The sequence below is a fragment of the Ruegeria sp. O6 genome, assembly GCF_056535045.1.
Genome location: NZ_JBQERM010000004.1, coordinates 115,214 through 127,347, shown reverse-complemented (window position 1 = coordinate 127,347; position 12,134 = coordinate 115,214). Strand labels below are relative to the sequence as shown.

15 protein-coding genes are annotated in these 12,134 nt (G+C 57.7%); all 15 read left to right on the top strand.

What is annotated here, in order from left to right:
* The first annotated feature begins 14 nt into the window (after window positions 1-14).
* On the top strand, window positions 15-236 hold the full coding sequence (locus ACR0DY_RS07425) for a DUF5337 domain-containing protein (protein ID WP_209598087.1): 222 nt from the start codon (window positions 15-17) through the stop codon (window positions 234-236).
* Window positions 237-248: 12 nt separating this feature from the next.
* Complete coding sequence (gene nuoF / locus ACR0DY_RS07420; protein ID WP_209504919.1) at window positions 249-1,547, top strand: NADH-quinone oxidoreductase subunit NuoF; 1,299 nt, start codon at window positions 249-251, stop codon at window positions 1,545-1,547.
* A 6-nt stretch (window positions 1,548-1,553) separates the two neighbouring features.
* Window positions 1,554-1,970 (top strand): MAPEG family protein, encoded by a 417-nt coding sequence (locus ACR0DY_RS07415; protein WP_480481785.1) that lies wholly within the window; start codon window positions 1,554-1,556, stop codon window positions 1,968-1,970.
* 37 nt (window positions 1,971-2,007) lie between these two features.
* Window positions 2,008-2,358, top strand: a complete 351-nt coding sequence (locus ACR0DY_RS07410; protein WP_267362834.1) for a hypothetical protein — start codon at window positions 2,008-2,010, stop codon at window positions 2,356-2,358.
* 98 nt (window positions 2,359-2,456) lie between these two features.
* Window positions 2,457-2,861, top strand: a complete 405-nt coding sequence (locus ACR0DY_RS07405) for a DUF5333 domain-containing protein (protein ID WP_480481784.1) — start codon at window positions 2,457-2,459, stop codon at window positions 2,859-2,861.
* Window positions 2,862-2,866: 5 nt separating this feature from the next.
* On the top strand, window positions 2,867-4,888 hold the full coding sequence (gene nuoG / locus ACR0DY_RS07400; protein WP_480545723.1) for an NADH-quinone oxidoreductase subunit NuoG: 2,022 nt from the start codon (window positions 2,867-2,869) through the stop codon (window positions 4,886-4,888).
* Between the two features lie 68 nt (window positions 4,889-4,956).
* The gene (locus ACR0DY_RS07395) at window positions 4,957-5,100 is read left to right on the top strand and encodes a hypothetical protein (RefSeq protein ID WP_480476092.1); all 144 of its coding nucleotides are present in this window, start codon (window positions 4,957-4,959) and stop codon (window positions 5,098-5,100) included.
* The gene (nuoH, locus tag ACR0DY_RS07390; protein WP_117868407.1) at window positions 5,093-6,130 is read left to right on the top strand and encodes an NADH-quinone oxidoreductase subunit NuoH; all 1,038 of its coding nucleotides are present in this window, start codon (window positions 5,093-5,095) and stop codon (window positions 6,128-6,130) included. The genes ACR0DY_RS07395 and nuoH overlap by 8 nt, the downstream gene beginning before the upstream one ends.
* Window position 6,131: 1 nt before the next feature.
* Window positions 6,132-6,626 (top strand): NADH-quinone oxidoreductase subunit NuoI, encoded by a 495-nt coding sequence (gene nuoI, locus ACR0DY_RS07385; RefSeq protein ID WP_014874163.1) that lies wholly within the window; start codon window positions 6,132-6,134, stop codon window positions 6,624-6,626.
* A complete protein-coding gene (locus tag ACR0DY_RS07380) occupies window positions 6,623-7,033 on the top strand; it encodes a carboxymuconolactone decarboxylase family protein (RefSeq protein WP_170476531.1) in 411 nt (136 codons plus the stop codon). The genes nuoI and ACR0DY_RS07380 overlap by 4 nt, the downstream gene beginning before the upstream one ends.
* Window positions 7,030-7,632, top strand: a complete 603-nt coding sequence (locus tag ACR0DY_RS07375) for an NADH-quinone oxidoreductase subunit J (RefSeq protein ID WP_480516396.1) — start codon at window positions 7,030-7,032, stop codon at window positions 7,630-7,632. Before ACR0DY_RS07380 ends, ACR0DY_RS07375 begins: the two co-directional genes overlap by 4 nt.
* Window positions 7,629-8,117, top strand: a complete 489-nt coding sequence (locus ACR0DY_RS07370) for a hypothetical protein (protein ID WP_480545722.1) — start codon at window positions 7,629-7,631, stop codon at window positions 8,115-8,117. The genes ACR0DY_RS07375 and ACR0DY_RS07370 overlap by 4 nt, the downstream gene beginning before the upstream one ends.
* Window positions 8,118-8,121: 4 nt before the next feature.
* A complete protein-coding gene (gene nuoK, locus ACR0DY_RS07365; RefSeq protein ID WP_005984024.1) occupies window positions 8,122-8,427 on the top strand; it encodes an NADH-quinone oxidoreductase subunit NuoK in 306 nt (101 codons plus the stop codon).
* A gap of 6 nt (window positions 8,428-8,433) precedes the next feature.
* Window positions 8,434-10,587, top strand: a complete 2,154-nt coding sequence (nuoL, locus tag ACR0DY_RS07360) for an NADH-quinone oxidoreductase subunit L (RefSeq protein WP_480545721.1) — start codon at window positions 8,434-8,436, stop codon at window positions 10,585-10,587.
* Window positions 10,587-12,131 (top strand): NADH-quinone oxidoreductase subunit M, encoded by a 1,545-nt coding sequence (locus ACR0DY_RS07355; RefSeq protein WP_480545720.1) that lies wholly within the window; start codon window positions 10,587-10,589, stop codon window positions 12,129-12,131. The genes nuoL and ACR0DY_RS07355 overlap by 1 nt, the downstream gene beginning before the upstream one ends.
* Window positions 12,132-12,134: the final 3 nt, after the last annotated feature.

Sequence of the window (12,134 nt, the reverse complement as noted above, 5' to 3'; positions counted from 1 at the left end):
GGCATCGGGGGATGATGGACAAGGACAAGGATCAGGCTATAGCCCGAAAGGGCCGACATATCGGCATCGTCATTGCGGTGACGATGGTGATCTGGCTTGCCATGAACCTGTTCATTGGCCCCGCGCTGGGTTTGACAGCCCGGCACGCGCTGCTGTTTGATTTTGCCGCTCTGGCGGCATTCATTTATGCGGGTGTGAACATTTTTCAACTCTGGCGCATGCGTCAGGACAGCTGAAGGTAACGAATGATGCTGAAGGATCAGGACCGGATCTTTACCAACATCTACGGGATGCACGAACGCACGCTGAAAGGCGCGCAAGCCCGCGGGCATTGGGACGGCACCGCTGGCCTGATTGAAAAGGGCCGGGACTGGATCATTCAGACAATGAAGGATTCCGGGCTGCGCGGACGCGGCGGTGCCGGCTTCCCAACTGGCCTGAAATGGTCGTTCATGCCAAAGGAAAGCGACGGTCGCCCTTCCTATCTGGTTGTGAATGCCGATGAATCCGAGCCCGGCACCTGCAAAGACCGTGAGATCATGCGCCATGATCCCCACACGTTGATTGAAGGGTGTCTGATCGCCTCTTTCGCGATGAACGCACATACCTGCTATATCTACCTGCGCGGCGAATACATCCGCGAGCGTGAGGCATTGCAGGCTGCGATTGATGAGGCCTATGACGCGGGGCTTCTTGGCAAGAATGCCGCTGGTTCGGGCTGGGATTTCGATCTTTTCCTTCATCACGGGGCAGGGGCCTATATTTGTGGCGAGGAAACAGCCCTGATCGAAAGCCTTGAGGGCAAGAAGGGTATGCCGCGGATGAAACCTCCGTTCCCGGCGGGTGCCGGGCTGTACGGATGTCCGACCACTGTGAACAACGTGGAATCCATCGCGGTGGTGCCGACCATTCTGCGTCGGGGTGCGGATTGGTTCGCTGGATTTGGTCGCCAGAACAACGCCGGTACCAAGCTGTTTGCGATCTCGGGCCACGTGAACAACCCATGTGTCGTCGAAGAGGCGATGTCGATCCCGTTCGAACAACTGATCGAAACCCATTGCGGCGGCATTCGCGGCGGGTGGGATAATCTTCTGGCGGTTATCCCTGGTGGATCCTCGGTTCCCTGCGTGCGCGGTGAAAACATGCGCGACGCGATCATGGATTTCGATTACCTGCGCAACGACCTGGGGTCGGGTCTGGGTACGGCAGCGGTGATTGTGATGGACAAATCCACCGACATCATCAAGGCGATCTGGCGTCTGTCGAAGTTTTACAAGCATGAAAGCTGTGGCCAGTGTACGCCATGTCGCGAAGGCACCGGCTGGATGATGCGTGTGATGGATCGTCTGGTGCGCGGCGAGGCTGAACTGGAAGAGATCGACATGTTGTTCGACGTGACCAAACAGGTCGAAGGACACACGATCTGCGCTTTGGGCGATGCGGCCGCCTGGCCGATCCAGGGCCTGATCCGCAATTTCCGGGAAGAGATCGAAGACCGCATCAAGGCTCAGAAATCGGGCCGTATGGGTGCGATGGCAGCGGAGTGAACGAAGATGGAAGTGTTTGCTGAATATAGCCACGCGATTGCGTCGGTTGTGCTATTCACGCTGGTTGTATTGTTTCTGGCGCCGTTTTCGGCACTGGCCAAACAAGCCAAAGGGCTGGCACCCGGTGCGACACCCGAGCAGGACTATGCCGACAAGGCGTATCGTCTGAACCGGGCCTATCTGAATGGAACGGAAACACTTCCTGCGTTTGTGACTGTCATAACAGCGGCGATTTTGCTGGGCGTCAGCCCGTTCTGGGTAAACCTGCTGGCCTCAGTGGCGTTGGTTGCGCGCTTGGCGATGCTGGTTGTGCACCTGAAAGGGATTGGCAAGCCAAGCAGCGGTCCGCGGACAATTCTGTATGTGATCGGCTGGGTGTGCATGGTCGTGATCGGGCTTATGGCATTGGTGGCGGCGTTTTGATGGCGACGCAGCGGAACAGAAAACAAAGAGGGAAAGTATGAAGGCCCCCAAAGCCCTTATTGTTGTGTTGGCGCTGGCTGGTGTTTCTGCATGCGGTCTGGTGAAGCCGTCGGCAGACCGGCTTTTGTTCGACGGCAAGTCGTTCAGGGCCAAGGCGAAGGTGGTCAACAAGAAAACCTCGCCCGCGGACTTTACGGTTGTCGTCAAAGGCGTCTCTGCTTCACTCGATGGTGCGCGCGAGGCCGGACGTCATGAAGGTACCAAATTCTGCATCCAGAACTTCGGATCGTCTCGGATTGCTTGGAAGGTGGGTCCGGATACTGACCCGCAGAACCTCAGCGTCAGCAATGATCAACTGACATTTGCAGGAACCTGCCAGCGGCCATGACCGGTGTTTTTCCATATCTTCGGTGGGCGGGCAGGGTGTTATTGCCTAGCAGCGGCAAACCGCTTCGTCTTGGACAGTCCAAGACGAAAGGAAAACCCATGTCTGTTGTAAAACTAGTTGCCCTCGCATCGCTGATGGCCTTGCCGACGGTGACAGAAGCAAAGCCGCCCTTGAGGGATGTCAAAGAGATCGACAACGAACTCTACTACATCGCCATTGCAAATGAGATTTCCGAGTTCTGCCCGTCGATCAGCGGGCGGCGATTGAAAGCGATCAGTGTGATGTGGGGACTGCGGTCCAAAGCGAATAATCTGGGGTACTCGGACACGGAAATCCGCTCCTATGTCGAGTCGGATGCTGAAAAGGATCGGATGCGGACCAAGGGCGAGGCTTATCTGGCGAATAACGGCGTGTCCTACGACAACCCCAAAACATTCTGCTCTCTGGGGCAGAAAGAAATCCAAAGAAACAGCGCCATTGGCGTTTATTTGAGAGCGAATTGAGAGCCATGTCTGACCTCCGCAAGATCAATATCGACGGGCAGGAAATCGAAGTCGATGGTGCGATGACCCTGATACAGGCTTGTGAACAAGCCGGGGTCGAGGTACCGCGTTTCTGCTATCACGAGCGTCTGTCGATTGCGGGAAACTGCCGGATGTGTCTGGTTGAGGTAGTGGGCGGTCCGCCGAAACCGGCTGCCTCGTGCGCGATGCAGGTGCGCGATCTGCGCCCGGGGCCGGAAGGGCAGCCGCCGGTAGTCAAGACGAACTCTCCCATGGTCAAGAAGGCCCGCGAAGGGGTGATGGAGTTCCTGCTGATCAACCATCCATTGGATTGCCCGATCTGTGATCAGGGCGGAGAGTGCGATCTTCAGGACCAGGCGATGGCTTATGGCCTGTCCGGTTCGCGGTTCAAGGAAGCCAAACGCGCGGTTGATGATCTGGATCTGGGACCGCTTGTGGGCACCGCAATGACCCGCTGTATCAGTTGCACCCGCTGCGTGCGCTTCACCACCGAAGTCGCCGGGATCACTCAGATGGGTCAGACAGGGCGCGGTGAGGATGCCGAGATTACCTCGTATCTGAATCAGACGCTGGATTCGAACCTGCAGGGCAACATTATCGACCTGTGCCCGGTTGGGGCACTGACCTCGAAACCTTATGCGTTTACCGCCCGCCCGTGGGAATTGACCAAAATCGAAAGCATCGACGTCATGGACGCGCTGGGATCGAACATTCGTGTCGATACCAAAGGGCGCGAGGTGATGCGCTTCCTTCCTCGCAATCATGACGGAGTGAACGAGGAGTGGATCAGTGACAAAACCCGCTTTGTCTGGGACGGGTTGCGGCGTCAGCGTCTGGACAAGCCTTACATCCGTGAAAACGGCAAGCTGCGCCCGGCCTCATGGTCCGAAGCACTGACCAAGGCCGCAGAGGCGCTGAAAAGCGCTGAGAAGCCAGCCGGTATCGTCGGTGATCTGGCGCCGGTCGAGGCTGCGTTCGCTTTGAAGCAGATGATCGAAGGGCAGGGCGGTGTTGTCGAATGCCGCACCGATGGAGCCAAGCTTCCGGCCGGGAACCGTGGCGCATATGCCGGGACCGCCGCGATTGAAGACATCGATACGGCCGAGCGTATTCTTCTGATTGGCACCAACCCGCGCGATGAAGCACCGGTTTTGAACGCGCGTATCCGCAAGGCGTGGGCGCACGGGGCCGAAGTCGCTTTGGTAGGTCCAGCGGTCGATCTGACTTATGCGTACCATCATGTGGGCGATGACCGCGCGGCGCTGCAAAAGGTTGTCGACATGGGGGGCGACGATGAAATCAGGGGCAAACGCTCGCTGGTCATCATCGGGCAGGGAGCGCTGCAGGAGGCGGACGGAGGAGCTGTTCTGGCTGCCGCGCAAACAATTGCCGCAAATACGGAAAGCGGCCTGATCATTTTGCACACTGCGGCGTCGCGCGTGGGCGCGATGGATGTGGACGCCACCAACGATGGCGGTATGGAAGCAATAAATGCTGCGGATGTGATCTATAACCTTGGTGCGGATGAGGTCGAAATCGGCGAAGGCGCCTTTGTGATTTATCAGGGCAGCCACGGGGATCGGGGCGCGCATCGCGCAGATGTGATCCTGCCGGGCGCGGCATATACCGAGGAAAACGGTCTGTTCGTGAACATGGAAGGCCGCCCGCAACTGGCGATGCGCGCTGGGTTTGCGCCTGGTGAGGCCAAGGAAAACTGGGCCATCCTGCGTGCGCTGTCGGCTGAGCTGGGGGCGACACTCCCCTATGACTCGCTTGCGCAGTTGCGCACAGCCTTGATCGAGGCGGTTCCCCATCTGGCCCGCATCGACGAGGTGATCGAGAATGAGGTTCAAGCGCTGGAGGCCGGGTCTTTGGGCAAGGCGACCTTCCGCAATGCGATCAAGGATTTCTATCTGACCAACCCGATCGCTCGGGCCTCGCAACTGATGGCCGAGCTTTCGGCGCAGGCGCAAGCCCGCAAAGCTGAGAAGATTGCGGCGGAATGAACGAAAGCAGTTTCATATCGCAAACCAGCTCTGTGGTCGGGTGGCACCTGACTGCGCCGGAAATGTGCGTGAAACGAAAGAAAAAGGGTGGCGCAATGGCGGCAGATGCTGTTTACACCAACGCGCCGACCCAGCCGCAGTTTGCGCAGGCATCGGGCCTTTGCATCGCGCGCGAAAAACGGAATACCCACGGTGTGAGGACCAATGGCTGAATTCTTTAACACCCCCGGCGGAATAGCCATCATCATTCTGGCGCAAGTGCTTGCTGTTGTTGCCTTCGTGATGATCTCGCTGTTGTTCCTTGTTTATGGCGACCGCAAGATCTGGGCCGCTGTCCAGATGCGCCGCGGCCCTAACGTGGTCGGCGTTTACGGTCTGCTGCAATCGGTGGCGGATGCGTTGAAATACGTCGTCAAAGAGGTCGTGATCCCCGCGGGGGCCGACCGCACGGTTTTCATCCTCGCGCCGCTCACCTCTTTCGTGTTGGCGATGATCGCCTGGGCGGTGATCCCGTTCAATGATGGCTGGGTCCTGTCGGACATCAACGTCGCAATCCTCTATGTCTTCGCCGTGTCCTCGCTTGAGGTTTATGGCGTGATCATGGGTGGTTGGGCGTCGAACTCAAAGTACCCGTTCTTGGGCTCGTTGCGCTCAGCCGCGCAGATGATCTCATACGAGGTTTCCATCGGTCTGATCATCATCGGTGTGATCATCTCGACCGGGTCGATGAACTTTGGTGACATCGTCCGCGCGCAGGATGGGTCGTTCGGCTTCTTCAGCTGGTACTGGCTGCCGCATTTCCCGATGGTCTTTCTGTTCTTCATTTCGGCGCTGGCCGAGACCAACCGACCACCGTTTGACCTGCCCGAAGCGGAATCGGAACTGGTGGCGGGTTATCAGGTCGAATATTCGGCCACACCCTTCCTGCTGTTCATGGCCGGTGAATACATCGCGATCTTCCTGATGTGCGCGCTGACCTCGCTGCTGTTCTTCGGCGGCTGGCTGTCGCCAATCCCGGGCCTGCCCGATGGCGTGTTGTGGATGGTCGCCAAGATGGCGTTCTTCTTCTTCATCTTCGCGATGGTCAAGGCCATCACGCCTCGCTACCGCTATGACCAGCTGATGCGATTGGGCTGGAAAGTTTTCCTGCCGTTCTCGCTGGTTTGGGTGGTCTTTGTGGCCTTTGCGGCGAAATTCGACTGGTTCTGGGGCGCATTCGCCCGTTGGAGCGTAGGAGGCTGATATGGCAAACATCGATTACACCCGCGCTGCCAAGTACTTTCTGCTTCAGGATTTCTGGGTCGGCTTCAAACTGGGCCTGAAGTACTTCTTCGCCCCCAAGGCCACCCTGAACTATCCGCACGAAAAAGGCCCTCTGTCCCCTCGTTTCCGCGGTGAACACGCCCTGCGCCGCTATCCAAACGGTGAAGAGCGCTGCATCGCGTGTAAACTGTGCGAGGCGGTCTGCCCGGCACAGGCCATCACTATCGATGCTGAACCGCGAGAAGACGGCAGCCGCCGCACCACGCGCTATGATATCGACATGACCAAGTGCATCTATTGCGGCTTCTGCCAAGAGGCATGCCCGGTTGATGCCATCGTCGAAGGCCCGAACTTTGAATTCGCGACGGAAACCCGGGAAGAGCTGTTCTACGACAAGGAAAAACTCCTGTCGAACGGCGAGCGCTGGGAAGCCGAGATCGCGCGCAATCTGGAACTGGACGCACCGTACCGATGAGTGACAGCCCGACAAATCCGTTCGAGCTGATGATGAAGCAAGCTCAGGACATGGCCAAGGCGATGAACCCGGCGATGGAAAGCTTCTCGCCCAAGGGGTTCGAGGCGCTGTGGCCAACCATGCCCAAAGAGGTCATGGAAATGATGTTCGGCAACACCGTCAACAAGGACGGGCTGGATGCCAAAACGCGTCTGCTTCTGACGCTGGCCGGGCTGACCTGCCAGGGTGCGCAGGCGGATTCGGCCGTGCGCCAGACCGTGCGTCATGCGCTGGAAGCGGGCGCGAAGAAACAAGAGATCGTGGAAACGATCGGTCAGATGTCGGTCTTTGCCGGCATCCCGGCCATGACCCGCGCGCTGGATCTGGCGCAAGAGGTCATGGGCGACAACGAGGATGAGGATCAATGACCGTCTTTGCCTTCTACCTGTTTGCCATCAGCGCCATCACCGGCGGGCTGTTCACGGTGATCAGCCGCCAACCGGTGCACTCGGTCCTGTGGCTGATCCTGGCGTTTCTGTCCTCGGCAGGGCTGTTCGTGCTGCTGGGGGCCGAGTTCGTGGCGATGCTGCTGGTCATCGTCTATGTCGGCGCGGTCGCGGTTCTGTTCCTCTTCGTGGTGATGATGCTGGACGTGGACTTTGCCGAGCTCAAGGCCGAAATGGCGCGCTATATGCCGCTGGCCCTGCTGATTGGTCTGATCATTCTGATGCAGTTTGTCATGGCCTTCGGGGCATGGGACAGCGCACAGGGTGCTGCGGCCAATCTGGCCCAGCCGGTCCCGACAGACCGCCACAACACCGAGGCGCTTGGCCTCATCCTTTACGATCAATATTTCCTTCTGTTCCAACTGGCGGGCCTGATCCTGCTGGTGGCCATGATCGGCGCCATCGTTCTGACGCTGCGCCACCGCAAGGACATCAAACGTCAGGACATTATCGGCCAGATGATGCGTGACCCGGCCAAGGCGATGGAGTTGAAGGACGTGAAACCGGGGCAGGGGTTGTGAAAATTAACTCGGGCATATTCGGCTTAGCATTGGCAAGCGTACCCTTGTCTGCAGTCGCGTTTCCAATAGCGGAGTGCGACGGCCAACCGTTATTGTCACATCATTGGATTGCAACCGAGCACCAAGTAATCGGTGACGGAGTTTTAGCGTTCTACGAAGTTGGCGGTCTTTGCGACGACGAACTGGGATGCACGGAATCGGAATTTCTAAAAATTTCAGCTTGCGAGACCGGGCAAACACTTAGAGTCGTGACGCGACTCAACAGGGAATACGACAACACATTGTTGGATCGGACTGACGAGGCTAGTGACTCCCTACAAAAACTAGCCGAAGTCGATGCAAGCCATTCGTGGGAATCTGTGAAAGCGACCTTTGTGCGGAGAGCTTTCCAAGTCGAAGAATACACGGAATCGAAAGAAAACTGTGCCTGCGCGGCGGCGTTCCCAGAACTTCGCAACGGGAAAGAGAAATTCGAGGGACTATGAGACGATGATCGGACTTGAACACTACCTCACGGTCGCGGCGACGCTGTTCGTCATCGGCATCTTCGGTCTCTTCCTGAACCGCAAGAACGTCATCATCCTGCTGATGAGCATCGAACTGATGCTGCTGGCGGTGAATATCAACCTCGTGGCGTTCTCCAGTTTCCTCGGCGATCTGGTCGGGCAGGTGTTTACGCTGTTCGTGCTGACCGTTGCGGCGGCCGAAGCGGCGATAGGTCTGGCCATTCTGGTCTGTTTCTTCCGCAACCGCGGCACCATCGCGGTTGAAGACGTCAATATGATGAAGGGGTAAGAGAACATGGAAACCACCATCCTCTTTGCCCCGCTGGTGGGCGCGCTGCTCTGCGGATTCGGCTGGAAGTTCATTGGCGAGAAAGCCGCCATGTGGACGGCCACGGGCCTGCTGTTTCTGGCTTGTCTGCTGTCCTGGATCGTGTTCTTCACCTTCGACGGCCACACGCAGCAGATCGAGATCATGCGCTGGATCGAAAGCGGTTCGCTTTCGACAAGCTGGGCCATCCGTCTGGACCGACTGACGGCAATCATGCTGATCGTGGTGACGACGGTCTCGGCGCTCGTGCACCTGTACAGCTTCGGCTACATGGATCACGATCCGCAATGGCGCGAAGGCGAAAGCTATAAACCGCGCTTCTTTGCCTATCTGTCCTTCTTCACCTTTGCCATGCTGATGCTGGTGACGGCGGATAATCTGGTGCAGATGTTCTTTGGCTGGGAGGGCGTCGGCGTTGCTTCATACCTGCTGATCGGGTTCTATTATCGCAAGCCTTCGGCCAACGCGGCGGCGATCAAGGCCTTTGTAGTCAACCGGGTCGGCGACTTTGGTTTTGCTCTGGGCATCTTCGCGCTGTTCTTCCTGACCGACAGTATCAACTTCTCGGATATCTTTGCCTCTGCCCCTGCCTTGGCCGAAGAAAAGCTGCATTTCCTGTGGGGGGAATGGACCGCGATCGAAGTGATCTGCGTTCTGCTCTTCATCGGCGCGATGGGTAAATCGGCGCAGTTGATCCTGCACACATGGTTGCCGGACGCGATGGAAGGCCCGACGCCTGTGTCAGCGCTGATCCACGCTGCGACCATGGTGACCGCAGGCGTCTTTTTGGTCTGCCGCATGTCCCCGCTGATGGAGTTCGCACCGGGCGCGACAGGGTTCATCACTGTTCTTGGGGCCTCGACTGCGTTCTTTGCGGCCACTGTTGGTCTGGTTCAGACCGATATCAAACGTGTCATCGCGTATTCGACCTGTTCCCAGTTGGGTTACATGTTTGTGGCGGCGGGCGTCGGCATGTATTCGGCAGCGATGTTCCACTTGTTCACGCATGCCTTCTTCAAGGCGCTGTTGTTCCTTGGGGCCGGTTCCGTGATCCACGCGATGCATCACGAACAGGAGATGACCGAATATGGCGGTCTGCGCAAAAAGATCCCCTATACCTTCTGGGCGATGATGATCGGTACCCTGGCGATTACCGGTGTTGGCATCCCGCTGACCACCTTTGGGTTTGCCGGTTTCCTGTCAAAGGACGCAATTATCGAAAGCGCCTATGCGGGCGGGTCAAGCTATGGCTTCTGGTTGCTGGTTGTCGCTGCGGCGTTCACCTCGTTCTACAGCTGGCGTCTGATCTTCCTGACCTTCTATGGAGAGCCGCGTGGGGACAAGCATACGCATGATCACGCACATGAAAGCCCGATGGTCATGCTGGTGCCGCTGGGAGTTTTGTCGCTGGGTGCGGTATTCGCGGGCATGATCTGGTACGGAAACTTCTTTGGCCATGCCGACAAGGTCGGCAAATTCTACGGTATTCCGGTTGCAGAAGCTTCAGAGCATGCCGAGGCCGGTGATCACGCGGCAGCGGATGCGTCGCACGGCCAAGACAGCCATGCCGATGAAAGCCATGCGGCTGACAGCCATGCTGACGAGGCCGCGAGTGGTGAGAATGCCGCAGTGGGCGGGGACCACCATTATATGTTTGCGGGTGAGCCGGGTGAAGGTGCGCTTTACATGGCGCCGGACAACCACATTCTGGACGATGCGCATGCGGCTCCGAAATGGGTCAAGGTTTCGCCATTTGTTGCGATGGTGCTTGGCTTTATCGTGGCCTATTGGTTCTACATCGTGAACACGTCGCTACCCGCGCGTCTGGCCGCAAATCAGCGCCCGCTGTACCTGTTCCTGCTGAACAAATGGTATTTCGACGAAATCTACGACGCGATCTTTGTCAAACCCACTGTCGCCCTTGGCCGGTTCCTGTGGAAACGCGGTGACGGCAATACAATCGACGGCTTCCTGAATGGGGTTGCAATGGGCGTTGTTCCCTTCTTCACCCGCCTCGCAGGCAAGGCGCAGACCGGGTACATCTTTACTTACGCCTTCTGGATGGTATTGGGCATTGCGGCCCTTGTCACCTGGATGTCGATCGGCGGAGGCGCACACTAATGGACAATATCCTATCTATTGTCACCTTTATCCCCGCCATCGCAGCAGGCATTCTGGCGCTGTTCCTGCACGGGAGCGACGTCGCAGCGCAGCGCAACGCCAAGTGGATTGCATTGCTGGCGACAACTGTGACGTTTCTGGTGTCTATTGGCATCTACACAGGCTTTGATCCTTCGAACACCGGCTTCCAGATGGTGGAAGAGGGTGAATGGCTGATGGGTCTGAAATACAAGATGGGTGTGGATGGCATCAGCGTTCTGTTCGTGTTGCTGACCACCTTCATCATGCCGCTGACCATTCTGGCCAGCTGGAATGTGACAGACCGCGTCAAGGAATACATGATTGCCTTCTTGCTGCTGGAAACGCTGATGCTGGGCGTGTTCATGGCGCTGGATCTTGTGCTGTTCTACCTGTTCTTCGAGGCGGGTCTGATCCCGATGTTTCTGATCATCGGTATCTGGGGCGGCAAGGATCGTATCTATGCCAGCTTCAAGTTTTTCCTTTACACCTTCCTTGGCTCGGTGCTGATGCTGGTGGCCATGGTCGCGATGTATGCTGACGCGGGCACCACGGATATCGAAGCTCTGATGGCCCATCAGTTCGCATCCGAGAGTTTCAGCGTGTTGGGTGTCTATGTCACCGGCGGTATGCAGACGTTGATGTTCCTGGCCTTCTTTGCATCTTTTGCGGTGAAAATGCCGATGTGGCCGGTGCACACCTGGTTGCCCGATGCGCACGTTCAGGCGCCGACGGCGGGCTCGGTTGTGCTGGCGGCGATCCTGTTGAAGATGGGCGGCTACGGCTTTCTGCGGTTCAGCCTGCCGATGTTCCCGGTTGGCACGGCGGTGATGACTGATCTTGTGCTTTGGATGTCAGCCATAGCGGTTGTCTATACCTCGCTGGTGGCACTGGTGCAGGAAGACATGAAAAAGCTGATCGCGTATTCCTCGGTGGCGCATATGGGCTTTGTCACGATGGGCATCTTTGCAGCGAACCAGCAAGGCATTGACGGCGCGATTTTCCAGATGCTGAGCCACGGGTTCATCTCGGCCGCGCTCTTCCTCTGTGTCGGCGTGATCTATGACCGGATGCACACCCGCGAAATCGAGGCTTATGGCGGTCTGGTCATCCGGATGCCCGCCTATGCGCTGGTCTTCATGCTGTTCACCATGGCCAATGTCGGACTGCCGGGCACCAGCGGGTTTGTTGGTGAGTTCCTGACACTCATGGGCACATTCCAGGTCAACACCTGGGTGACTGCTGTTGCGGCGACTGGTGTGATCTTCTCGGCAGCTTACGCGTTGTGGCTCTACCGCCGCGTTGTCTTTGGGGATCTGATTAAGGAAAGCCTGAAGGCGATGACCGACATGAGCTCGCGCGAGCGGCTGATTTTTGCCCCGCTGATCGTGATGACGATCCTTCTGGGCGTTTACCCGTCGCTGGTGACCGATGTGATCGGCCAATCGACGACGGCACTCATTTCGAACTATGACACGGCTCTGGCCGCGGCTGAGGCTGCGACCCAGACTACCGCTTCGCATTAAGGG